Origin of the sequence: Streptomyces abikoensis, assembly GCF_014648775.1 — a bacterium.
GTDB lineage: Bacteria > Actinomycetota > Actinomycetes > Streptomycetales > Streptomycetaceae > Streptomyces > Streptomyces abikoensis.
This window is the reverse complement of sequence record NZ_BMRT01000001.1, coordinates 388,649-411,762: the sequence shown is the minus strand read 5'-3', so window position 1 is coordinate 411,762 and position 23,114 is coordinate 388,649. Positions and strand designations below refer to the sequence as shown.

The following is a 23,114-nucleotide window of genomic DNA, read 5'->3' as shown; positions in this document are numbered from 1 at the left end:
CCATAAAGTGGTCATGCTTTGTCGTCAGCCCCCGCCGAGGAGGGCCGCATGCCCAGCCGTACGCTCAAGGACAAGGTCGTCGTCATCGGGGGAGCGTCGAAGAACCTCGGCGGCCTCATCGCCAGGGAGGTCGCCGTGGACGGCGCGAAGGTCGTCGTCCACTTCAACAGCCCGTCCTCCAAGGAGGGCGCCCAGCAGACCGCCGAGGCCGTGAAGGCGGCGGGCGGCGAGGCGATCGTGCACGAGGCCGACCTGACCCAGGTCAGCGAGGTCGAGGGGCTGTTCGAGGTGGCCGTGGGCGCCTTCGACAAGGTCGACTGCGTGGTGAACACCGCCGGCATGGTCCTCAAGAAGCCGCTGACCGAGGTCACCGAGGACGAGTACGACAAGATGTTCGCGGTGAACTCCAAGGCGGCGTTCTTCATGATGCAGGAGGCCGCGAAGCGGGTGGAGGACGGCGGGAAGATCGTCACCATCGTGACCTCGCTGCTCGCCGCCTACACCGGTCTGTACTCCGTCTACGCGGGCAGCAAGGCCCCCGTCGAGCACTTCACCCGCGCCCTGTCCAAGGAACTGTTCGGGCGGAACATCTCCGTCAACAACATCGCCCCCGGGCCCATGGACACCGGGTTCTTCTACCCCGCCGAGACCGAGGACTCCATCGCGTACCACAAGTCCTCCGCCATGAACGGCGAGCTGACGAAGATCGAGGACATCGTGCCGTATGTGAAGTTCCTGCTCACCGACGGCTGGTGGCTCAACGGGCAGACCCTCTTCATCAACGGCGGCTACACGACCCGCTAACGGCGGCTACACCACCCGCTGACCGCGCGAAGTGGCCGCCTCCGCCCCCTCCAGCGCGAACAGCCGTATCACCGGCGGGACGACGTACGACGGCTCCGCCGCCCGCCGCCCGTCGTGGGCCTCCAGCAGATGGCCGTCCAGCAGATCGCCGAGGATCCGGTGGGTCCGCGCGGTCCCGCACCCCAGCAGCGTCGCCGCGCCCCGCAGGCCGAACCCCGGCGCCCGGGCCGCCGCCAGCCGGCGCAGGGCCCATCGCGTCTGGTCGTCCAGCACGCCGAACGCCGCCGCGACGGCGGCGCGCACCGTGAGGTCGCCCGAGCTCAGCTCCCGCAGCCGGGTGCGCGGATCGTGGAGGACCTCGTCCACGAGCGTCCGCATCGTCCAGTGCGGCCGCGCCAGCAGCCGGCAGCCCACCACGCGCAGGGCCAGCGGGATCCGGCCGCACAACTCCGCCACCAGCGCCGCCTCCGCGCGCTCCCGGCGCACCCGCTCCTCGCCCACCATCCGCGCCAGGAAGGCCAGCGACTCCTCCGTGTCGAACGCCCCCACGTCGACGCGCCCGGCGCCCGGCAGCGCGGAGAGCCGGCGCCGGCACGTCGCGAGCACCGCCGATGCGCCCACCCCCGGGCAGGCGCAGCGCACCTGCCCCTCCGCGACCGCGTCGTCGAGGACGATCAGCACCCGCTTGCGGGCCAGTGCGGCGCGCAACCGCGCGCCCGCCTCCTCCGCCGGGCCCGCCCCGCCCGCCGGGTCGCCCAGGGAGCGCAGCAGGTGGCGCACCACGTCGTCCGGGCCGAGGGCGGGGTGCCCGGCGGGGGAGAGTTGGACGAAGAGCTGGCCGTCCGGGAACCGGGAGCGCAGCCGGTGCGCGGCGCGCACCGCCAGTGCCGTCTTGCCCGCGCCCGGATGCCCGGCGACGAGCGTCAGCCGCTGCCCGCACCGGACCCCCTCGGGCGCCAGGGCTCCCTCGATCCCCAGCAGTTCGCGCCGCCGGGCCGTGAAATCGGGTATGTCCGGAGGCAGTTCGCAGACGGGCGCGCCGGTCACGCCCGTCCCCGGCGCCCGGCCTCCGTCCGTCCGCGCGGCGTGCGCCGCGGCGTCGCCGTCGGGGCGCTCCTCCGGAGCGTCGTCGGGCTCCGGCGCGAGCCGCGCGGCCCTCGCCGCCTCCACGAGCCGCCGCGCGGCCTCGTCCCCCTGGGCCAGCGCCCCCGCCAGGAGCTCCACGGACTTCCGCTGGGGGCGGCCCGTCCTGCCGCGCTCCAGATCGCCGATGGCCCGCACGCTCAGCGTGGACGCCCCGGCCAGCTCCTGTTGGGTCATGCCCGCCGAGAGCCGGTAGCGGCGCAGCAGCGGGCCGAACGCGAGCCCCTGGCCACCGTCCGTCAACGTCATTCCCCCTCGGGCCCCTTCCCCGCCGGCACCTGGCCGGCCGTGACCGGCCTGCGGGCCTCCTCGTCACCGGCCCACCCCAGCGTAGGACGCTCACCCCAGCGGTCAAGATGCCCCCTTCGCTCGCCGACGTCCGCTATGGACCGGGCCGTCGGCGCACCGCCCCCGCGCCCCGCACGGTCCGGCGGCGGTCCACCGGCAGTCGTCCGGCAGTCCGCCGGAGAAGACCCGCGAAGGCGTTGCGGGCCGTGCCACGACTGCCGCACGATGCCGCAGTAGCCAGGGGCCGGAGGGCCCGTACCTCCCCCGGGAAGGTGGTCGATGACCGCGCACCGGCCCACCGTCGAGCCCGGGCCCCGCTATGTGAAGGGCCACTGCGGCGGCGACGGCTTCCTCCTCCTGCTCGACCCCGGCAATCAGGTCGCGCTGTCCGAGGACGCGGTCCGGGGGCTGTGCCACCCGCGCACCGGGCTCGGCGGGGACTGCCTGCTGCGCCTGACGGCCGCCGGCCCCGGCAAGGGCTCGGCCCGTTCGCGCGGCGAGTGGTTCGTGGACTGCCGGGACGCCGACGGCTCGCACTCCCTGGCCTGCGGCCCCGGCGCCGGGTTCGCCGCCCGCTATCTGACGGTCGCCGGGCTCGCCGGGCCCGGGGCGCTGTGGATCGGCACCCGTGTGGGCGATCAGCGCGTCACCGTCGACGCCAAGGGCCGGACGACCGTGGAGATGCCCACCCCGCGCGTCCTCGGCACGGCGGGCGTGACGGCGGACGGGCAGTCCTTCCCCGGCACGCTGGTGTCGCTGGGCGCCCTGCACCTGGTGTGCGTCATCGACACCCCCGTGTCGTACCTGGACTTCGCCGAGGAGCCGCAGCCGGACACCGCCGCCTTCCCGAAGGCCGTCGGCGTGCTCGTGCCGTCCGCCGACATGGTCTTCGTCAACGTGCTGCCGCGCGGCAGTCTGCGCGTGCGCGCCTACCGGCCCGGGGCCGGGGAGATCCGTCCGGGCGGCGCCGCCGCGTGCGCGGCGGCCGCGGCCGTCCAGCACGCCGCCGGCCGCCGGGAGACCACGGTCGTCGAGAACGTCACGGGGCCGCTGACGGTGGCGCTCGACGCGTCCGCCGTCACGCTCCTCACGGGCCCGGCGGGCGTCGCGGCGGAGGGCGTCCTGGACGCCCGGTGGCTGGCCGCTCTGTGAGACGGTGGCGTGACGCAGCATCAAGTGCGTCCCGTGCAATCCTCGGTTGACAACCTTGCACTGGAGTCACACCCCGTTCCGGGGTGAGGATCGAGGCATGAACTCCCTTGAGCGGAACACCGCTTCTTCCGACGTCTCCTTCGCCGCCCGCGACCAGCTGGCGGTCGTCAGCCAGACCGGGTCCTCCATCACCTTCTTCGACGCCGTCACCCATGAGCGGCTGGACGTCGTCGACGTGCCCGCCGAACCGCACGAGCTGTGCTTCGACCCGGACCACCGGGTGCTGTACTGCGCGAGCAGCTACGTCCACGGCTACTACGGCATGAACGAGGGCCGGGCCCGGCAGATCACCGTCATCGACGCCGACACCCACGCCGTCGTCGACGTCCTCGACACCGCCCCCGACCACGCGCCCCACGGCCTCGCCCTCGACCGGGCGCGCGGCCTGCTCTACGTCAGCGTGGAGGCCACCGACACCGAGCCGGGCGGCGTGATCGTCTACGACACGGCGACCCGTGAGCGGCGCGACCGGATCCCGGTGATGGCCGGCGGCCCCCACTGGGTCGAGATCACCCCGGACGGCCGCCGGGGCTACACCACCAACAAGGAGGCGCCCTTCGTCTCCGTGCTCGACCTGGAGCGCGGCGAGTTCGCCGGGCGGATCGAGGTGCCCGGGAGCGAGGGCCTGGCCGTCTCGCCGGACGGCGCGCACGTCTACGTGGCCGCCCCCAAGGGCGACTTCTCGGGGGCCGGGCCCGCCGCCGAACCGGGCGTCCGGGTGATCGAGACCGCCTCGGGCCGGATCGTCCGGACCCTGCCCACCGAGGGCGTCGTCTTCCCGGTGCACACGACGGTCACCGGGGCCGTGCTCGCCGGTGAGCTGCGGATGGCCCGGGGCGAGGGGGGCAAGCTCGGCGCGCAGACCAACGGGGTGCTGACCGTCTTCGCGCCGGGGTCGCTGGAGGTCGTGGGCCAGGTGGAGGTCGGGGTCTTCCCGCTGACCGTCACCTCTTCGCCGGACGGCAGGACGGGCTATGTCTCGGGGGTCATGTCCAGCACGGTGACGGTGGTCGACCTGACCGCCCCGAAGGTGCTCGCCACCCTGGATGTGGGCAGCAAGGGCGAGGCCGGGGCCCATGGCCTGGCGTATATCACCGCCGCCCGCGGCTGACGCCCGGGCACGGCGCGGCGGCCCGGGTGCCACCACCCGGGCGGCCCAACCGTCCCGGCCGCCGCGGTTGCGAGAGTGCCCGTCCGGCCCGAGGGTTGGTGTCAAGATCATCGAACCGGTGTCGATGCCGGGGTGAGGTGACGCGTCGCGTCTGCCGGCGGGCCGTCATCCGTGAGGAGTCAGCATGTCCGGATACGGTGAGGTCTTCCGGCGTGGTCGTGGGCGCCACCGGCGGCGCCGGCGGGCTCCGCTGAAGACGGCCGCCGCGGTCTCCGCGCTGGTGACGTGCTCGGCCTTCGCGGTGCACGCGGTGGACGACGACCAGGAGGACTGCGTACCGCTGCCGGCCGGCGCCAAGGGCGGCCGCCGCGACCTGCCGGCCTGGTGCCACGACCACCGCGCGGGCGGCGCCCCGGCGGGCAAGGGCGGCCCCGGCGACACCGGCGACGGGGTTGCCCGCGACGGCGACAGCGGCCACCGGGACCGGCCCGCCGCCCCGCCCGCCCCCGAGGGCGTCTACGACCGCGAGCGCTGCGGCAACACCTCCGGGCGGGTCCTGCTGACGCTGGACGACTGGCCCTACAACGACCCCGAGCGGTCGGTGCGCATCGGCGCCCAGCTGAAGGCGCAGGGCATCCGCGCGGCGTTCTTCCTGATCGGCAAGTTCGCCGCGCAGTACCCGCAGATCACCCGGCAGCTCCGGCAGCAGGGCCACTGGGTGGGCAACCACTCCTACACCCACCGCCATCTGCCGAGCCTGGACGACGACGAGCTGCACGACGAGATCCACAACGGCGTGGCCGGCAACCTCCTGCGGCCGCCGTACGGCGACGCGGGGGAGCGCGAGCGGGAGCTGGCGGCCGAGCTCGGCTTCCGGATCTGCAACTGGACCATCGACACCCACGACTGGGAGAAGACCCAGGGCCACGCGCGCAGCGTGGACGACATCCGTGCGAGCGTCCGCGACGCCACACCGGAGGAGAAGCGCAACGGCGTCGTCCTCGGCCACCTGTTCAGCAACTTCCCCGATGCCCTGCCCGACATCGTCAGCGACCTCCAGGCCCAGGGCTACCAGGTCTGCCGCAACAACGGCCCCGTCACCGAGAAGGTCCCCTACCCCCTGGACTGCTGACGGGCGCCCTGGCTCAGTAGCGCACCGGCAGCGCCCCGAAGGGGCGCGGGGCGGTGTTGATATGCGGCTACCGCCGCGCGGGCGCGACCAGCCACGACGCACCCGCGGATGACTCGCCGGACTTCCAGCGGAGCGCTCAGTAGCGCACCGGCAGCGCGGCCAGGCCGCGCAGGGCCAGGCTCGGCCGCCAGTCCAGCGTCTCCGGGCGGTCGGTGTCGAAGGCGAGGCGCGGGAAGCGCTCCAGGAGGCTGCGGAGGGCGACGGCCGCCTCCAGCCGGGCGAGCGGGGCGCCGAGGCAGTGGTGGAGCCCGTGGCCGAAGGCCAGGTGGCCGCGCGCGTCGCGGTGGATGTCGAAGCGGTCGGGGTCGGCGAAGTGGGTGCCGTCCCGGCCGGCCGAGGAGAGGATCACGATGACGGGCTCGCGGGCGGGCAGGGTGAGACCTCCGATCTCCACGGGCTCGGTGGTGAAGCGGTAGGAGGCCCGCTCCACGGGCGCCTGGTGACGCAGTGTCTCCTCGATCGCGCCGTCCAGCAGCGACCAGTCGGCCCGCAGCTCGGCGAGCTGCGCCGGGTGGTTCAGCAGGGAGTACACGGCGCTCGATATGAGGTTGACGGTGGTCTCGTGCCCCGCGACCAGCAGGACGAAGGCCATGCCCAGCAGTTCGGCGGGGGAGAGGCGGTCGCCGTCGTCGGCGGCCGCCGCCAGGGCGCTGAGCAGGTCGTCCTCGGGGGAGCGGCGCTTCGCCTCGATGAGGCCGTGGAGGTACTCCGTCATGGCCTGCGCCGCGGCGGCCGCGGCCGCCATGTCGGTGAGCTGGACCATCTCGTTCGACCAGGCGCGGAAGTCCGCCCGGTCGGCCGCGGGGACGCCGAGCAGTTCGCAGATGACGGTCAGGGGGAGGGGCAGCGCGAAGGACTCGACGAGATCGGCGCGGCCGGTGGCCGGCAGGCCGTCGAGCAGTCGGTCGGTGATCTCCTGGATCCGGGGCCGCAGGGCCTCCACGCGGCGGGCGGTGAACTCCTTGGCGACCAGCTTGCGCAGCCGGGTGTGGTCCGGCGGGTCGGTCTGGAGCATGTTCGTGCCGATGGGGACGCCGCCGTCGCCCGTCCAGTCGGGCGAGTTGCGCAGGTCGTTGCTGAAGCGGGGGTCGGCCAGGGCGGTGCGGGCCTCGTCGTACCCGACGATCAGCCAGGACTCCTTGCCGTCGGGGGTGCGCATCCGGTGGACGGGGCCCAGCTCGCGCAGGCGCGCGTAGGCGGCGGTGCGGTCGGCGGCGAGGTCCGCGCCGGGGTCGGAGTAATCCATGAGAACGGGTGTGGACATGGTGGAGTCCCTTCCGTTGTCCGGAGACGACCGGAGTGAAAGTGGGGTGGGTTCCCCGGTTACCGGCCGACTGTAGCAGTAACCGGGGAGTGCTCCCCGGATGGCCGCCGCTCGGGAGGGCGCCACCCCGGCACCCCGTCGGGCGCCCTCCCGCGCGCGGTTCAGCGCGGAGCCCGCCGCGCGACGCCGTCCGGGCCCCGGGCGCCGGGCACCGCCGGACCGTCCTCGGCGAACTGCCCGCGCTGGAGCTCGTACAGATCGCGGAAGACGCCCGCCGAGGACGGGCCCATCAGCTCCTCGAAGGTGCCGCTCTCCCGGAGCCGGCCGTGCTCCAGGACGTGGATGACGTCGGCGTGCCGCACCGAGGCCAGCCGGTGGGTGATCAGCAGCACCGTCTGGCCGCCGTCCGCGAGCCGCCGGATCTGGTCGAAGACCTGGAGCTCCGCCCGGGCGTCCAGGGCCGAGGTGGGCTCGTCGACGATGAGGATCCGCCCCTCCCGGTAGCGGGCCCGCGCGATCCCCAGCCGCTGCCACTGCCCGCCGGAGAGCTGGTGCCCGCCCTCGTAGCCCCGCGCGAGCAGCGTGTCCCAGCCGCGCGGCAGCTGCTCCACCAGCTCGTCGGCGCCCGCGTACCGGGCCGCCGTCTCCAGCCGCTCCTGGGACACGGCGTGGTCGGTGCGCCCGATCGCGACGTTCATCCGGCAGGTGAACGGCCACCGGTGGAAGTCCTGGCTGACCATCGCGAAGCGCGCGAACACCCCGGCCCGGTCGAGGCCCGCCATGTCCCGGCCGTCCCAGAGGATCCGCCCCGAGTCCGGGCGGTAGAGCCCGGCCAGCAGCTTCACCAGGGTGCTCTTGCCCGAGCCGTTCTCCCCGACCAGCGCCACGATCTTCCCCTGGGGGATCGTCAGGCTGACGCCGTCCAGCGCGGGCCGCCGCGCGGCGGTGCCCGGGTAGCCGAACGAGACGTCCTCGAACCGGATCTCCTTGGGATTGTCCGGCACGGGCTCCCCGCCCTCCGGGATCGCCCGCTCGGCCGCCTCCTGGCACAGCCGCTCCAGGTCCTGCACGTAACAGGCCTCCTCGTAGAGGCTGTTGATCTGGAGGATCAAGGAGGCCAGGCTCGCCGATCCGCTGCGCGTGGCCAGCACCGCGGTGCCCGCGACGGACAGCTGCATCACCCCGGTCAGCAGCAACCCGCCCAGCGCGGCATAGGTGGCGAGGACGGCCGTCCCCGTCAGCGCCGAGGCGATCAGCCGGACGCGCGCGGCCTCGCGCGAGAGCCGGGTCTGCTCGGCCTCCGAACTCTCCGACATGCTGCGGAAGTGCCGCAGGAGGAACGGGCCGACGCCGTGCACCCGCACCTCCGGCGCGGGCTCCGTCTGGATCAGCAGCCCGCTCAGCAGCCGCCCCGCCCGCGCGTGCTGCACCCAGTGGTGGAACGAGGAGTAGCGGGCCCGGGCGATGCGCAGCGAGGCCCACGCGCGGGGCACGGTCGTCAGGGCCAGCAGCGGCAGCAGGACCGGGTGGAGCACGGTCAGCACCCCGGCGGCCGCGACGAACGCGACGAGCGCCCCGACGACCCCCGAGCAGTACTTGATCATGCGGCGGGCCGACGACGCCCCGTACTGCGCGGAGTCCAGCAGGCGGTGGAACTCCTCGTCCTCGATGGCCGCCAGCTCGACGTGGATGACCCGCTCCAGGTACATCTCCGTGGCCACCCGCTCGACCTTGGGCTCCAGCCGGCCCGTGCCCGAGGTGGACGCCGACGTCGCCAGCGCGCCCACCACGCCCGTGACGGCGACGACCAGCAGGGCTGGCAGGGCCGCCGTCAGCCGCTGCCCGGTCGGGCCCGCGGCCAGCACCGCGGCCAGGACGTGGTTGATCGCGATCAGGCCGACGGCCTGGCTGACCCCCTGTGCGAGCTCCGCCGCCGCCACCGTGCGCAGCGCGCCGCGATCGGCGCGCGAGGCCAGCCGGATCGTGGCGCCGACGAGGCGCGGCAGCCGCAGCGCCATCGACCACAGGGACAACTCCAGATGGGCGTTCTCGTGCTTGTTCCAGCCCTGGTCGTGCCGGAGCGGCCCGCCGAACAGCAACCGCTCGGACGACGAGGCCTCTTGGGGACGGGGGTGGCGGGGCGGGCTATGACGCACAGAGCCTCCTCGTTGACGCCGGACCGGACGAGTGCTCGGAAAACGACGCCCGAGAGGGGGTCCTCACGGCCTCCCAAGGGCGCTTTCTCGTCCGGAAGTTCGAGCATGCGTCAAGCGGCGGTGAGGAGGCGGCCGTCCCGCCGGTGATTCACTCCGCCGTGGCGGGTCACCCGATCCGGGGGTTGCGCCGCCGCCACGGCCGGACGGGGAGCGCCGGCCGCTCCAGGAAGCGGGCCAGGGCCGGCAGGGTCAGCGCCAGCCAGCCCGTGGCCAGCAGCCAGCCGCCCACGAGATCGGACGCCCAGTGGACGCCCAGCACGACCCTGGTGAGCGCGACCCCCACCGCCCACAGCAGCGCGCAGCCCGCCGCCGCCCGGCCGGGCCCGCCCGGGCACCGGTGCGACAGCGCCCAGGCGAGCAGCCCGCCCGCCAGCGCGCTGGTCGTGGCGTGGCCCGAGGGGAAGGACGCCGCGTGGGCCGCGCTCAGCCAGCCGTCGGCCGGCGGGCGCGGCCGGTCCACGGCGACGCGCAGCCCGATCCGCGCCAACTGGCCCGCGCCCAGCACCGCCTCCGCCGCCACGACGCCCAGCGCCCGCCCCGACGCGAGCCAACCCGCCACACCGGCCAGCAGATACGGGACCACGCCCGTGCCCGTCGCGGTCAGGGCCTTCGCCGCCGGGCCGAGACCCGCGCGACGCTCCAGGACCACGTCCCGCACCGCCGTGTCCACCGCGAACGGCGCGCCGTCCCTCGCCAGCACCAGGGCCGTCAGGACGGCCAGCGCGATCAGGGCCGGGGCCGCGACCACCGCCGCCACGGGCACGGCCCGGCGGCGGCTCACGCGGCCGTCACCAGCAGCGGCCGCAACCGGCCCTTGCGGGCCCGCTCCACCCAGGGCGCCCCCCGGGTCGCCAGTACGGTCAGGGGCGCCGCGAGCGCCACGCCCGTCAGCGCGCCGGCGGCCACGTCGTGCGGGTAGTGGGCGCCGATCCACACCTGCGAGGCGCCCATGGCCGCCGCCGCCAGCGCCGCGACCGCCCCGAGCCGGCGCTCGACCAGCCAGAGCGCGGCGGCCGTCGCGAAGGCGATCACCGCGTGGCCGCTGGGGAAGGACCAGTCCCCGGGAGCCGGGCACGACTCCAGGGTGAAACTCCGCGGTATCGAACGGCAGGGCCGGTCCTCCCGCACCGCCACCCTCACGACCATGTCCACTCCGTACACCATCGCCACCACCAGGGGAGTGGCCAGCGCCCGGGCCATCATCGGGGAGTCCGAACGCCGGGCGAGCCACCAGGCGGTCAGCATCAGCGCGGCGAACAGCGCCAGTCCGAAGGCCGACCACGTGGAGACCGTATCGTTCAGCAGCCACGGCGCGTGCCGCGCGTCCCGGGTGATCTCCGTGTAGAGACCACCGTCGATGCCCGAACCGTCGAAGCCGGGGGAGCCGGGCAGGAGCGCCGGCGATGTCACGATCACGAGTGCGGACCCTCCCATGGTCAAGGGCCGACCGGTGGCCGGCCCCGCCTGCGTCGCCGTATTCCTCGATTCCCGGATCACACCGGGCTGTTCGCTTCTCCCTACATCCGGACATACAAGAATCCCCCCGCCCCGGGGCCCGTACACCCGGAGCGGGGGGAATTCCCGCGGATTCGCGAGGCCGTCAGCCGTCGCCGTTGCCCGAGCCGTTGCCCGAGATGATCGGGATCTCGTCGACCAGGTGCGACAGCGGGTCGTCGCCGTCGTTGATCGTGGAGTTGTCCGTGCACTGCTGCTGCTGCTGCGAGGTGAGGATCGGCACGTCCTGGACGCCGATGTTGAGCAGCCCGAGGACGGACTGGACGCCGACCTTCCCGATGCCCAGGCAGAGCTTGTTGAGCGAGCCCTGGACCAGGCTCATCTGCGGGCTTTCCACGCCCCCGGTCGCCGTGTCGCCGTACGCGGTCTTCGCGCCGTTGGCGTTCGCGACGTCCTGGTCGTTGCCGATGGCCATCGCGGGGGTGGCGACGGCGCCGACCGCCGAGGCGGTCAAGGCCGCCGTGGCGAGAACCTTCTTGAGCACGTCAATGCCTTTCGATCGATCGATGTTTCCCTCCGGGAAGCGAACTGAGTAACTGCAAGTGAATGGGGAAGTTCCGGAGTTTCACTCATTCGCCCCAGCGAGTCATTTACTTTCCGGGGTATCCAACTCCTTTTGGCCCGGGGCTTACCGCCGAAGCGCCGTCCGCCCGCGTCACGGCTTCCGGAGTTCGCGCCGTTCCGGCTGGTAGCGTGCCCGGCGCGGCGGAACTCCGGCCGTCGGCCCGCTCGGACAGCGCCCCCACACGCCCGCGTCCGGGCGGGCTCGCCGGACGCCGGGACGACTCCGCCGGCGCCCGGGAAGGAGGCCCGCGTTGGCCGTCGAGTACGTCCGCTACCGCATCGCCGACCCCGGCCGGCGCGGCGCCTTCGAGAAGGCGTACGCCGCGGCCGCCGAGCACCTCTACGCCGCGCCCCAGTGCCTGGCGTACGAGCTGTCGCGCGGAGTGGAGGACCCGGAGCGCTACGTCCTGCGGATCGAGTGGACCTCGGTGGAGGACCACGAGCACGGCTTCCGGCACGGCCCGCACTTCCCGCCCTTCCACGACGCGGTCCGGCCCTACGCCGGGGACGTCGAGGAGACGCGCCACTACGAGCGGACCCTGGTCGTCGACAAGCGCCGCGGCTGACGGCCCCGGCGACCCGGCGTGATCACCCCGGGCGCCCCACCCGGAACGGCCGGCGCCGATTGTTAACGGCATGTGACGCGTGCCACGCCCGTACAACGGCGTGATCGCCCCCCGGGGCGTATACCCTTCGGAATGTGAACCCGCTCGTCAAACGCCGCCACGTGGACTTCGTCCGTGTAACGAGCATGTCCTGTCGCCGGTCCGGCTGACCTTCACACCTTCGCGCCGCCCGCTTCCCGGGCGGCCGCCCCGCGGGTGTTTCCCCGCGCTCTTGGCTTTCTTCGCTTTTCTCTTATTCCTAGCCGTTCCCCGGTCCCGTCGCCGCCGCACACCCTGCGCCGGTCGCACGGGTCGTCCGGCCATCCCCGGACGCCTCACCGGGCCCTCATGCTGTGGACATTCCATGAACAAGCTTCCGGTCATCGACCTCTCCGCCGCCTCCGCGGGCCCCGACGAGCGCGCCCGCCTCCACGAGGCCCTCCACGCCGCCGCCCGCGACGTCGGCTTCTTCCACCTGACCGGCCACGGCGTCACCGCCGAGGAGACCGCCGACCTGATGCGCACGATGCGCGCCTTCTTCGCTCTCCCCGAGGCCGACCGCCTCGCCATCGGCAACCTCAACTCCCCCCACTTCCGCGGCTACACCCGCATCGGGGACGAGCGCACCGGCGGCAGCCAGGACTGGCGCGACCAGCTGGACATCGGCGCCGAGCGCCCCGCCCGCGTCCCCGGCCCGGAGGACCCCGGCTACTGGTGGCTCGAGGGCCCCAACCAGTGGCCCGCCGCCCTGCCGGAGCTGCGCACCGCCGCCCTGCGCTGGGTCGAGCGGCTGAGCTCGGTCGCCGAGCGGCTGCTGCACGAGCTGCTGGCCGCCATCGGCGCCCCCGAGGACTTCTACGACCACGCCTTCGCCGACCGCCCCCACCTCCACCTCAAGCTCGTCCGCTACCCCGGCAGCGCCCCCGACGGCGCGGGCCAGGGCGTGGGCGCCCACAAGGACTACGGCTTCCTGACCCTGCTCCTGCAGGACGAGGTCGGCGGACTCCAGGTCGAGGGCCCCGACGGGGAGTTCATCGACGTGCCCCCGATGCCGGGCGCCTTCGTGATCAACCTCGGCGAGCTGCTCGAGGTCGCCACCGACGGCTACCTCAAGGCCACCAACCACCGCGTGGTCAGCCCGCCCGGGAACCGGGAGCGCTTCTCCGTCCCGTTCTTCTACAACCCGCGGCTGGACGCCCGCATCGAGCCCGTGCCCTTCCCGTACGCGGACCGGGCGCCCGGCGTCACCCAGGACTCGGCCAACCCGCTCTTCGCCGAGTACGGCCGCAACGAGATCAAGGGCTGGCTGCGCGCCCACCCGGGCGTGGCCCGCAAGCACCACCCCGGCCTGCTGGAGGACGCCGGGACGCCCGTCGTCTGACATCCGGAGGAACCCTCCCCCCGGGATCGGCTCAAGGATTACCCTCTCCCTGACCAAGGATTGATCAAGTCGGGACGGGGAATCACCTTCGCATTGGGCGCAGTGCGCCGCGGGGGAGCCACGGGGGTGGGGATGAGTACGGTGCTGGGCACCGGCGTCGGCTGGCGGCCGGAGATCGCCGGGGACATCGAGCGGCTGCCGGGGATCGACTGGGTGGAGGTCGTGGCGGAGAACGTCTGCCCCGACCACCTCCCCGCCCCGCTCCAGTGGCTGCGCGCCCGGGGGACGACCGTCGTCCCGCACGGCGTCTCCCTGGGCCTGGGCGGCGCCGACCGGCCCGACCTGGCCCGGCTCGTCGCGCTCGCCGAGCTGGCCGAGGCCCTCGACGCCCCGCTCGTCAGCGAGCACATCGCCTTCGTCCGCGCCGGAGGCGCCCCGGCCGCCCCGGCCGGAGCCCCCCGGATCGAGGCCGGGCACCTGCTGCCCGTGCCCCGCACCCGGGACGCCCTCGACGTGCTCTGCGAGAACGTCCGCATCGCCCAGTCGGTGCTGCCCGTACCGCTCGCGCTGGAGAACATCGCGGCCCTCCTCGCCTGGCCCGGCGAGGAGCTCAGTGAGGGACGGTTCCTCGCCGAGCTGGTCGAGCGCACCGGCGTACGGCTCCTCGTCGACGTCGCCAACCTCCACACCAACCACGTCAACCGCGGCGAGGACCCGGCCACCGCCCTCGACGAACTCCCCCTCGACGCCCTCGCCTACGTCCACGTCGCGGGCGGCGTCGAACGCGACGGACTGTGGCACGACAGCCACGCCCACCCCGTCACCCGGCCCGTACTGGACGTGCTCGCCGAGCTCTGCGACCGCGTCACCCCGCCCGGCGTCCTGCTGGAGCGCGACGACGACTTCCCCGAGGCCGGCGAGCTGGCCGCCGAGCTCGACGCGATACGGGCCGTCGCCGAAGGCGCCCGCTGCCATGGCTGACCCGATCACTCGCGCCGTGGCACCCGGCGAGCGGCGCCCCGCCCCGGACACCGGCGCCGCCCGGCGCCGGCTCGCCGAGGCCCAGCTCGCCCTCCTCTCCGCGCTCGTCGCGGACGCCCCGCCCCCGCCCGGCTTCGACCCGGCCCGCCTGGACGTCCAGCGCCGCGCGCTCCTCGCCAAGCGCCTCGGCGTCGTCCGCAAGATCGCCCCCGAACCGGCGGAGATCCTCGGCGACGACTTCCGCGACCTCTTCCTCGGCTACGCCCGGGGCCGCCCCATGGCCGACGGATACCGCCGGGACGCCCTGGACTTCGCCCGCCACCTGCTGCGCACGGGCGCCGTGACCGACCCGGACCGGGTCCGCCGGCTCACCGCGTGGCTGGCCGAACGGACCGGCCCCGCCGCACCGGCCCCGGGGCGCCCGCGCCGCCGGGTGGCCGCCGTCCTGCGCCGGCTGCGTTTCGCGCGCTGACCGAAAGGCAATCGATCCCATGCTGTACGCCATTCTCGTGACGCTGTGCTGCGCGGCGCTGATCGCCGTGCCCTCCGTCCTGCTGTGGCGCGTCCGCCGGCAGGCCCGCGGTCGGAGCGTCCCGCCCACTGCCGAGGACTTCCCGGACGTGCTCGGCGTGGCCTGTCTCCTCGGCGGCGTGGAACGCGTCGCCGACACCGTCATCACCGCCATGCACGCCGACGGGCGCGTCACCGTGCGCGACGGCAAGGTGGCCGTGGGAGACGCCACCGCGCACAACGCCGTGGAGCGCGCCCTGCTCAAGCACTGCGGCGCGGGCTGGAGCAACTCCCTGCGGATCGTGGTCCGGGAGTTGCGCCGCGATCCCCTCGTCCACGCGATCGGCCGGTCCCTGGAGAAGCTGGACATGCTGCTGCCGCGAGGTGTCCAGGCGCACTGGGAGCGCGTGGCCCGCGCGCAGACGGCGGCGCTGGTCGTCGGGGCCGTCGCCGGTGTCGTCCTGCTCTTCCCGGCCGCCTTCCGGCCCCTGGGCGTCGTCCTGCTGGCGCTCGCCCTGGCCGGGGTCCTGGTCCGGGTGGCGTACGGCCCCCACAAGTCGTGCGACCCCTGCACCGACTTCGGCAGGAACGTCGTCCGGTTGATCAACACCGATGCCTCCTGGAGCCGGAAGTCCGTCGGGGAGCACCCCGGCGGGGCGGCGGGCGTAGTGGCCGTGCACGGCCGCGTACCGGACAAGAAGCTCAGGGCCCAGCTGATAGAGGCGACCAGGACCCGTACGACCCATCGGGCCGGTGCCACGAGCCGGACCGGCCGCTCCCGCGGCTCCTCGGCCACGACATCGTCGTCGTCCTCGACGTCCGCGACCGCCACGTCGTCCGCTTCCTCCTGCGGCGGAGCCGTCCTCGACACCGGCGGCGACAGCGGCACGAGCGGTTCCGGCCACTCCGGTCACTCCGGACACTCGGGCGGTCACAGCTGTTCGAGCGGCCACAGCTGCTCCTCCAGCTCCAGCTGCTCCTCCGGCTCCAGCTGCGGCGGTGGTGGCTGCTCCTGACGGCCCGGGCCCACACCGACGGCCACGCGGAACCGGCCGTGGCGGCGCTGACCGACCGAGGGGGAACGGCGGTTACCGGACAGTCGCGGCCCTCACCGTCCGTTATGCGCACGGGCCGCGCACGGTGTCCCGTCACGGGCGAACGTGAGCGTGACCTCTGACGCTCGCCCGGCGGACCGTCGGCGGAGCCGGGCCGGGTGGGCGTTCGTGAGCGGTCGTGTGCGTCCGGATGTCTTCTTGTGCGTCCGCGTGTCCGGACGGGACACTCGTCCGGCAACTCTTGGCATGCACGCGACGTGCGGTCGCTGCTGTGCCGTACGAATCCTCCGGGCCCGGACGCGCGGTGCGCGCGCCGGGCACACCCCCACTCGCAGGAGGTCGACGAGTTGAACCACTCACGCGTACCCGGGCGCCGTGCCGCCCTGGCCGTCGCCGGAGCCGTGGCCCTGGCCACGGCCTCGCTCACCCTCCAGAGCGCCCAGGCGGCCCCCGTCCCCCACTCCGCCGCCGAACTGGCCTCCGCCAGAGCGGAACTGAACGCCCACGCCGCCGTCCCCGGCACCGCCTGGGCGGTCGACCCCAAGCTCCACAAGCTCGTCGTGACCGTCGACAGCACCGTCAAGGGCGCCCGCCTGGACCAGGTGCGCAAGGCCGTCGCCGACCTCGGCGACAAGGCGACGATCAAACGGACCGCGGGCGTCCTGCGCCCGTTCGTCGCGGGCGGCGACGCCATCTGGGGCAGCGGAGTGCGCTGCTCGCTGGGGTTCAACGTCACCAAGGACGGCCAGCCGTACTTCCTCACCGCCGGGCACTGCGGCAAGGCGTCGGGCGACTGGTCCGACTCGCAGATCGGCGCGGCGATCGGCTCCACCGAGGTCGCCGAGTTCCCCGGCCACGACTACGCCCTCGTGCGCTACACCGGCAGCGCCGACCATCCCAGCTCCGTGGACCTCTACGACGGCGGGCAGCAGAGCATCGCCAAGGCCGGCGAGGCGCGCGTCGGCGAGAACGTCCGGCGCAGCGGCAGCACCACCCAGGTCCACGACGGCCAGGTCACCGCCCTCAACGTCACCGTCAACTACGCGGAGGGCCAGGTCGACGGCCTGATCGGCACCAACGTCTGCGCCGAGCCCGGCGACAGCGGCGGCGCGCTCTTCGACGGCGACACCGCGCTCGGCCTCACCTCCGGCGGCAGCGGCGACTGCTCGTCCGGCGGCGAGACGTTCTTCCAGCCCGTGCCCGCCGCCCTCCGGGCGACCGGCGCCCAACTGCCCTGACGATGAAGCGACCCGGCGCGTCGACTACGCGCCGGGTCGCGCCGCGGGAACCGAATGCTCCGCCGGAGCGGCCTCCAGGGTCCAACTGGCCAGCAGCCGCAGCGACTCGGCGGACGGCGAGCCGGGCTCGGCGTGATAGGTCACCAGCACCTGGTCCTGATCGGCGGGCAGGACGAACGTCTCGCACGCCACGGTCAGCTCGCCCACCAGCGGATGCAGCAGCCGCTTCACGCCGTGGCCCTTGTCCCGCACGTTGTGGGCCGCCCACAGGCGCCGGAACTCCTCGCTCTTGACGGACAGCTCGCCCACCAGGGCCGCCAGCTTGGGATCGTCCGGATGGCGCCCGGCCTCCAGCCGCAGACAGGCGACGAGGTCGGCCGCCTTGGCCTCCCACTCCACGTACAGCTCGCGCGCGGCGGGGTCGAGGAAGAGCTGCCGGACCATGTTGCGCTGCTGCGGCGGCACGGCGGGGAAGTCGCCGAGCAGCGCGCAGGCCAGCCGGTTCCAGGCGATGACGTCCGTACGCCGACCCAGCACATACGCCGGGACGCCCTCCATGGTGTCGAGCAACTGCTGCAGGGTGGGCCGGACCCGCTGCGGGCGCGCGGCGCGCGAGCGGCTCGGGACGGGCCTGACCAGACGACCGAGGTGGTCCCGCTCCGTATCGCTGAGCCGCAGGGCACCGGCTATCGCCTCCAGCACCGAGGCGGACACGTTCTGCCCGTGCCCCTGCTCGAGCCGCGTGTAGTACGCGACGCTCACCCCGGCCAGCTGCGCCAGCTCCTCACGCCGCAGCCCCGGCACCCGCCGCCTGCCCCCGTACGGCGTCAGCCCGACGTCCTCCGGCCGCAGCCGGGCGCGGCGGGAGCGGAGGAACTCGCTGAGCTCGGTGCGCTGATCCATACCCACCAGTATGCGGGGGCGCGCCGGACGGAGGGTGACCCTGCCAGTGGTAGGAACCGCAAGCGTACTTCCAGCCGAGTCCTGGTTACCGGGTGAGACGAACAGCAGGATCGAGCCCATGACCCACACCACTGTCCACGCGTACGCGGCCCCCGCCCCCAAGGCGCCGCTGGAGCGCACCACCGTCACCCGCCGCGCGCTGGGCGAGCACGACGTCCTGATCGAGATCAAGTACTCCGGCATCTGCCACTCCGACATCCACACCGTGCGCGGCGAGTGGGGGCACGAGACGTTCCCGATCGTGCCCGGCCACGAGATCGCCGGCGTCGTCGCCGAGGTCGGCGCCGGGGTCACCCGCCACGCGCCCGGTGACCGGGTCGGCGTCGGCTGCTTCGTCGACTCCTGCCGCGAGTGCGACAACTGCCGGGCCGGCCTGGAGCAGTACTGCACCGGCGCGAGAGGCCCGGTCGGCACCTACGCCGCCACCGGCCGCGACGGCGAGTTCACCCAGGGCGGCTACTCCACGCACATCGTCGTCGACGAGAACTACGTCCTGCGCGTGCCCGACGGCATCCCCCTGGACGCCGCCGCGCCCTTGCTGTGCGCGGGCATCACCGTCTACTCGCCCCTCGCCCACTGGCAGGCCGGCCCCGGGAAGAAGGTCGCCGTCATCGGCCTGGGCGGCCTGGGCCACATGGCCGTGAAGATCGCCCACGCGATGGGCGCCGAGGTGACCGTCCTCAGCCAGTCCCTCCGCAAGAAGGACGACGGCCTGCGCCTGGGCGCCGACCACTACCACGCCACGTCCGACCCGGCCACGTTCGAGGCCCTGGCGGACGGCTTCGACCTGATCCTCAACACCGTCTCGGCCGATCTGGACCTCAACGCCTTCCTGGGCCTGCTGCGCACCGACGGCGTCATGGTCCAGCTCGGCGCCCCCGAGAACCCGCTGCCGGTCGTCTCCGGCTCCCTCTTCCGCCGGCGCCGCACCCTCGCCGGGTCGATGATCGGCGGCATCCGGGAGACCCAGGAGATGCTGGACTTCTGCGCCGGGCACGGCATCGGCGCCGACGTCGAGGTGATCGGCGCGGACCGGATCAACGAGGCGTACGAAAGGGTCCTGACCAGCGACGTGAGGTACCGCTTCGTGATAGACGCACAGACGATCTGACGCGGCGAACGAACGGCCGGCGACCAGACCGGCCCACACGGTGGTGAGGCCCGGGCGGGGCCGGAGGGGTCCGTCCCCCTCCGGTCCCGCCCGGGCCGCCCGCGCGAACCGGCCTCAGCGCCCCCGCTCCGACGCGAGCCGCCCCCGCTCCGACGCGAGCCGCGCACGGAACCGACCGTGCAGCCGCGCGACCCACCCCGGCGCCCACCAGTTGAGCCGCCCGGCCACCGTCAGATAAGCCGGCACGAGAACCCCCCGCACCAGCACCGCGTCGACGAGCACCGCCGTGGCCAGCCCCGTCCCCAGCAGCTTGAGCTGCGTCACCCCGGAGGTGACCAGCGCCCCCGTGACCACGGCCACCGCCAGCGCGCCCGTCGTCACCAGCCGCCCGGTCCGCGCGACGCCCTCCACCACCGCTCCCCGGTTGTCGCCGGTCAGCAGATAGTGCTCCCTGACCCGGGAGAGCAGGAAGATCTCGTAGTCGATCGCCAGCCCGAACGCGATGGCGAACAGCAGCAGCGGCATCGTCATCTCCACCGTCCCGGTGGACGTGAAGTCCCCCACCACGGGCCGCAGATGCTCGTCCTGGAAGCCGAACACCAGCGCCCCGAAGCTCGTGCCCAGGCTCAGCGCGCCGATGAGCAGCGCCTTCAGCGGGAGCACCACGCTGCCGGTGAGCACGAACAGCATCAGCCACGTCGTGGCCGCCGCGATGCCCGCCGCCAGCGGCAGCCGGGCCCGTACCGCGTCCTTGGTGTCGGCGAGCAGCGCCGCCCGCCCGGTGACCAGGTGCTCGCCCGGCGGGCCCGGCAGGGCCCGCAGCGTCCGCACCAGGTCCTGCGCGGCCCGCGTGTACGGCTCCCGCGCCCCGGCCACCATCAGCACCGCGCCCTTGCCGGATCCGGCGGCCTCGCCGGATCCCGCGCCCGCCCCGGACCGAGCCCAGCCCACCGAGCGCACCGACCGCTGGTCCGACACGTCGCGCTCGTACGCCCTCAGGGTCGCGGCGTCCCGTGCGGGGTCCACGTCCGGCAGCACGATCGCGAGGGTGCGGTCGGCGGGGGCGGCGAAGCCCGCGCGGATCGCGTCGGCGGTGCGGTGCGCCTCGGAGCCGGCGGGCAGCACCCGGTCGTCGGACAGGCCGAAGCGCACGTGGGCGAAGGGCGAGGCCATCAGCAGCAGGACCGCCGCGCAGGCCAGGCCGAACCACAGCGGCCGCCTGGTCACCGTGCGCGCGACCCGCCGCCAGAACGGGCTGTCCGGGCGTGGCGGCCCCGCCGCCCGGCCCCGGCGCAGGGCGCGCAGCGGGTCCCAGCGGTCGATCCGGGTGCCGAGGAGGGCGAGCACGGGCGGCACGAGCAGCGTCGCCGCGGCCGCCGCGAACAGCGCGACGGCCATGCCCGCGCAGGCCATCGACCGCAGGAAGGACAGCGGCAGCACCAACAGCGCCGACATCGACAGCGCCACCGCGCAGGCGGAGACCAGGACCGTACGCCCCGCGCGGCGCGCCGTGCGCCGCACGGCGGCCTCGACGGGACGCCCGTCCCGTAGCTCCTCCCGGTAGCGGGTGACGAGGAACAGGCCGTAGTCCACGGCCAGCCCGAACCCCAGGGCGCTGGTGAGGTTCATCGCGAACACCGACACCGGCATCGCGTAGGTGAGCAGCCGCAGCACCGCGATCGTGCCGACGACCGAGACCGCGCCGATCAGCAGCGGGACGAGCGCGGCCACCAGCGACCGCAGCGCGAGCACGAGCAGCAGCAGGGTCAGGGGGGCCGCCACCAGTTCGGCCCGCACCAGGTCCGCCCCGCTGTAGCGCTTCGCCTCCACGCTCACCCACGCGGTGCCGGTCGCGGAGACGGTCAGCGCGCCGTGGCCGCCCGTGAGGCGGGGCACGAGCGTCTCGGCGGTGCGGGCCGCGTCCCGGTCGGCCCCCGCGAGATCGGCCGTGACCAGCGCGGCCGTACCGTCCTCGGCGCGCAGCTGCGCGTCCTCGCCCGTCCAGTACGAGCGGACGCTCGCCACCCCGGCGGAGTCGGCGAGCCGCCGGGTCAGCCGCAGCCCCTCCTCCCGGGCCCGCTCCGAGTCCACGCCGCCCTCGGCACGGACGAGCAGGACGAGATCGGGGGCGCCGGCGCCGAAGCGGTCGGCCAGCAGCCGGTCGGCACGCGCCGACTCCGTCCCCGAGGCGAAGTAGCCGCCGTTGGCCAGCCGTCCGGAGGTGCCCGCGCCCACCGCCGCCAGGAGCAGCGTGAGCAGGGCGGCCGCCGCCGGGACCAGCCACGGGCGTGCCCGCCCGAGCCGGCCGGCCGCGGGCCCACCGGCGCGCGCGGGGGCCCCGGCACCGAGGGGTCCCGGTGTCAGGGCCGCCGCGTCGAGATCCCCGGGGGGCGTCACGCGGACCGGAAGAACAGGACGGCGTTCTGGCCGCCGTGGCCGAACGCGTTGCTGATCGCCCCGTCCATGCGGTGCCGCCGGGGCACCTTCGTCACCACGTCCAGGTCGATCCCGTCGTCGAGGCGGTCGAGATTGGCGGTGGGCGGCACGAGCTGCCGCTCCAGGGCCAGGACCGTGCAGGCGGCGTTGATCGCCCCGGCGGCGCCGAGCGAGTGGCCGATCACCCCCTTGAGCGAGGTCACCGGTGGCGGAGCGCCGAACACCGCGCACAGCAGGGTCGCCTCCACCTGGTCGCCGGCCGGCGAGGCGTTGCCGTGCGCGGTGACGTGGTGCACCTCCTCGACGCCGGCGCGGGCGTCCGCGAGCGCGGCCTCCAGCGCCCGCCGGGCGCCGGCGCCGTCGGGGTCGGGGTAGGTGGGGTGAAGGCCGTCGCTGGAGGCGCCGTAGCCGGACAGCAGACCACGTGGGCGGGCACCCCGGGCACGGGCGTCCCGCGGCCGCTCGAGGACGAGCACGGCCGCGCCCTCGCCCAGGACGAAACCGTCGCGCTCGGCGTCGAACGGCCGGGACGCCCCGGCCGGGTCGTGGCGGCGCCCCGAGAGCGCCCGCATCCGGTGGAAGGCGGCCGAGGCCATGGGGAGCCGGGCGCACTCGGTTCCCCCGGCGATCGCGATGTCGCAGGCGCCCGAGCGCAGCAGGTCCCGGGCGACGCCGATCGCCGTCGCCCCCGAGGCGCAGGCGGTGGACGTGGTCAGGCACGGTCCCAGCGCCCGGAGGTCCGTGGAGACCTCGGCCGCGGCCATGTTGGGCAGCGAACGCAGCAGAGCGGTGGGGGAGATGGCCTCGATGCGGCCCTCGGCCAGGTTCTCGTACTCCTGGTACCAGCGGTCCGCGCTGTTGCCCCCCACGCCCATGACGACCGCCACCCGGGCGCCGTCCCAGGCCGCCGGGTCCAGCGCGGCGTCGGCCACCGCCTCGCGTGCGGCGACCAGCGCCAGGTGGATGAAGCGGTCGCTGCGCCAGGCGACCTGCCGGCCCACCAGCGCCCCGGCGTCGAAGCCGGGCACCCGGCAGGAGAAGTCGACCGGCAGCCCGGCCAGTTCGTCGTCGTGGGCGCCGAGGCCCACGCCCGCGCACAGCCCGTCCCAGGTCGCCTCGCGGCCGATGCCGGCCGGGGTCACCATGCCGAGCCCGGTGACCGCGACCTCCCGCTCGCTCACCGCCCCGGCCGCACCGGCGCGGCGACGGAGTCGATCCCCCCGGGGACGTCGAAGTGGTCGGTGAGCAGACGGGTCATCAGGTCGTACGCGGCTTCCATCGATCGTTCTCCTCGATCGGGACCGGACATCGGGACCGGACTCCGGACACCGGGCAGCAGACACACCGTTCGTCTGATGCCATAGGACTCTTTTCCGGTTGTTTGGTGCGCAGCAGCGTCCCACCGGCGGCGGACCCGGCCACCGGCGACACGCACGCGGCCCACGGGCGGTCACCCGTCCTGCCGACCGTCCGCCGACCGGCCGGGCGGCGGGGGGCGGCTCCCGGGCGGCCCGGAAAACCCGGG

Annotated in this window: 18 protein-coding genes and 1 pseudogene; 10 read left to right on the top strand and 9 right to left on the bottom strand. The window is 74.4% G+C overall.

Annotated elements, in window-relative coordinates:
- Window positions 1-48 precede the first annotated feature (48 nt).
- The gene (locus IE096_RS01760; RefSeq protein ID WP_189447652.1) at window positions 49-804 is read left to right on the top strand and encodes an SDR family oxidoreductase; all 756 of its coding nucleotides are present in this window, start codon (window positions 49-51) and stop codon (window positions 802-804) included.
- Between the two features lie 6 nt (window positions 805-810).
- Here the strand turns inward: IE096_RS01760 and IE096_RS01755 are convergent, their stop codons facing one another.
- Window positions 811-2,196 (bottom strand): AAA family ATPase, encoded by a 1,386-nt coding sequence (locus tag IE096_RS01755; protein ID WP_189447650.1) that lies wholly within the window; start codon window positions 2,194-2,196, stop codon window positions 811-813.
- Window positions 2,197-2,514: 318 nt separating this feature from the next.
- Between IE096_RS01755 and IE096_RS01750 the strand changes: the two genes are divergently transcribed.
- From IE096_RS01750 to IE096_RS01740, 3 genes are all read left to right on the top strand, one after another.
- A complete protein-coding gene (locus IE096_RS01750; protein ID WP_189447648.1) occupies window positions 2,515-3,387 on the top strand; it encodes a diaminopimelate epimerase in 873 nt (290 codons plus the stop codon).
- 97 nt (window positions 3,388-3,484) lie between these two features.
- The gene (locus tag IE096_RS01745; RefSeq protein WP_189447646.1) at window positions 3,485-4,558 is read left to right on the top strand and encodes a YncE family protein; all 1,074 of its coding nucleotides are present in this window, start codon (window positions 3,485-3,487) and stop codon (window positions 4,556-4,558) included.
- 184 nt (window positions 4,559-4,742) lie between these two features.
- Window positions 4,743-5,690 (top strand): polysaccharide deacetylase family protein, encoded by a 948-nt coding sequence (locus tag IE096_RS01740; protein WP_189447643.1) that lies wholly within the window; start codon window positions 4,743-4,745, stop codon window positions 5,688-5,690.
- Between the two features lie 136 nt (window positions 5,691-5,826).
- On the opposite strand, the gene IE096_RS01735 is transcribed toward IE096_RS01740, so the two are convergent.
- From IE096_RS01735 to IE096_RS01715, 5 genes are all read right to left on the bottom strand, one after another.
- Window positions 5,827-7,014: a cytochrome P450 family protein gene (locus IE096_RS01735; protein WP_189447641.1), complete on the bottom strand. Its 1,188-nt coding sequence runs from the start codon at window positions 7,012-7,014 to the stop codon at window positions 5,827-5,829.
- A gap of 161 nt (window positions 7,015-7,175) precedes the next feature.
- Window positions 7,176-9,170, bottom strand: coding sequence for an ABC transporter ATP-binding protein (locus tag IE096_RS01730; protein ID WP_189447639.1), 1,995 nt, complete (start codon window positions 9,168-9,170; stop codon window positions 7,176-7,178).
- Between the two features lie 166 nt (window positions 9,171-9,336).
- A complete protein-coding gene (locus IE096_RS01725) occupies window positions 9,337-10,011 on the bottom strand; it encodes a phosphatase PAP2 family protein (RefSeq protein ID WP_189447637.1) in 675 nt (224 codons plus the stop codon).
- A complete protein-coding gene (locus IE096_RS01720; RefSeq protein ID WP_229819855.1) occupies window positions 10,008-10,646 on the bottom strand; it encodes a phosphatase PAP2 family protein in 639 nt (212 codons plus the stop codon). Before IE096_RS01720 ends, IE096_RS01725 begins: the two co-directional genes overlap by 4 nt.
- A gap of 184 nt (window positions 10,647-10,830) precedes the next feature.
- Window positions 10,831-11,229: a rodlin gene (locus tag IE096_RS01715; RefSeq protein WP_189447632.1), complete on the bottom strand. Its 399-nt coding sequence runs from the start codon at window positions 11,227-11,229 to the stop codon at window positions 10,831-10,833.
- 331 nt (window positions 11,230-11,560) lie between these two features.
- Between IE096_RS01715 and IE096_RS01710 the strand changes: the two genes are divergently transcribed.
- From IE096_RS01710 to IE096_RS01690, 5 genes and pseudogenes are all read left to right on the top strand, one after another.
- Window positions 11,561-11,875 carry a putative quinol monooxygenase gene (locus tag IE096_RS01710; protein WP_189447630.1) on the top strand — a complete coding sequence of 105 codons (315 nt, stop codon included), beginning with the start codon at window positions 11,561-11,563 and terminating at the stop codon, window positions 11,873-11,875.
- Window positions 11,876-12,278: 403 nt separating this feature from the next.
- On the top strand, window positions 12,279-13,295 hold the full coding sequence (locus IE096_RS01705; protein WP_189447628.1) for an isopenicillin N synthase family dioxygenase: 1,017 nt from the start codon (window positions 12,279-12,281) through the stop codon (window positions 13,293-13,295).
- Between the two features lie 132 nt (window positions 13,296-13,427).
- Window positions 13,428-14,748: pseudogene (locus IE096_RS01700) on the top strand (MbnB/TglH/ChrH family RiPP precursor modification enzyme).
- A 19-nt stretch (window positions 14,749-14,767) separates the two neighbouring features.
- Complete coding sequence (locus tag IE096_RS01695; RefSeq protein WP_189447626.1) at window positions 14,768-15,802, top strand: TIGR04222 domain-containing membrane protein; 1,035 nt, start codon at window positions 14,768-14,770, stop codon at window positions 15,800-15,802.
- 386 nt (window positions 15,803-16,188) lie between these two features.
- Window positions 16,189-17,079 carry a S1 family peptidase gene (locus IE096_RS01690; protein ID WP_189447624.1) on the top strand — a complete coding sequence of 297 codons (891 nt, stop codon included), beginning with the start codon at window positions 16,189-16,191 and terminating at the stop codon, window positions 17,077-17,079.
- Between the two features lie 24 nt (window positions 17,080-17,103).
- Here IE096_RS01690 and IE096_RS01685 read toward each other — a convergent pair whose 3' ends face one another.
- Window positions 17,104-17,982, bottom strand: a complete 879-nt coding sequence (locus IE096_RS01685) for a helix-turn-helix domain-containing protein (protein ID WP_189447622.1) — start codon at window positions 17,980-17,982, stop codon at window positions 17,104-17,106.
- Between the two features lie 118 nt (window positions 17,983-18,100).
- On the opposite strand from IE096_RS01685, the gene IE096_RS01680 reads away from it, so the two are divergent.
- Window positions 18,101-19,153, top strand: coding sequence for an NAD(P)-dependent alcohol dehydrogenase (locus IE096_RS01680; protein ID WP_189447620.1), 1,053 nt, complete (start codon window positions 18,101-18,103; stop codon window positions 19,151-19,153).
- Between the two features lie 114 nt (window positions 19,154-19,267).
- On the opposite strand, the gene IE096_RS01675 is transcribed toward IE096_RS01680, so the two are convergent.
- Together IE096_RS01675 and IE096_RS01670 are read right to left on the bottom strand one after the other, a co-directional pair.
- A complete protein-coding gene (locus IE096_RS01675) occupies window positions 19,268-21,550 on the bottom strand; it encodes an MMPL family transporter (RefSeq protein WP_189447618.1) in 2,283 nt (760 codons plus the stop codon).
- On the bottom strand, window positions 21,547-22,770 hold the full coding sequence (locus tag IE096_RS01670; RefSeq protein WP_229819854.1) for a beta-ketoacyl-[acyl-carrier-protein] synthase family protein: 1,224 nt from the start codon (window positions 22,768-22,770) through the stop codon (window positions 21,547-21,549). The genes IE096_RS01675 and IE096_RS01670 overlap by 4 nt, the downstream gene beginning before the upstream one ends.
- Between the last annotated feature and the right edge of the window lie 344 nt (window positions 22,771-23,114).

Coding starts and splice junctions, on each gene's coding strand:
- IE096_RS01750 (WP_189447648.1), top strand. CDS start 2,515: ATGACCGCGCACCGGCCCACCGTCGAGCCCGGGCCCCGCTATGTGAAG.
- IE096_RS01760 (WP_189447652.1), top strand. CDS start 49: ATGCCCAGCCGTACGCTCAAGGACAAGGTCGTCGTCATCGGGGGAGCG.
- IE096_RS01745 (WP_189447646.1), top strand. CDS start 3,485: ATGAACTCCCTTGAGCGGAACACCGCTTCTTCCGACGTCTCCTTCGCC.
- IE096_RS01735 (WP_189447641.1), bottom strand. CDS start 7,014: ATGTCCACACCCGTTCTCATGGATTACTCCGACCCCGGCGCGGACCTC.
- IE096_RS01695 (WP_189447626.1), top strand. CDS start 14,768: ATGCTGTACGCCATTCTCGTGACGCTGTGCTGCGCGGCGCTGATCGCC.
- IE096_RS01680 (WP_189447620.1), top strand. CDS start 18,101: ATGACCCACACCACTGTCCACGCGTACGCGGCCCCCGCCCCCAAGGCG.
- IE096_RS01685 (WP_189447622.1), bottom strand. CDS start 17,982: ATGGATCAGCGCACCGAGCTCAGCGAGTTCCTCCGCTCCCGCCGCGCC.
- IE096_RS01705 (WP_189447628.1), top strand. CDS start 12,279: ATGAACAAGCTTCCGGTCATCGACCTCTCCGCCGCCTCCGCGGGCCCC.
- IE096_RS01740 (WP_189447643.1), top strand. CDS start 4,743: ATGTCCGGATACGGTGAGGTCTTCCGGCGTGGTCGTGGGCGCCACCGG.
- IE096_RS01755 (WP_189447650.1), bottom strand. CDS start 2,196: ATGACGTTGACGGACGGTGGCCAGGGGCTCGCGTTCGGCCCGCTGCTG.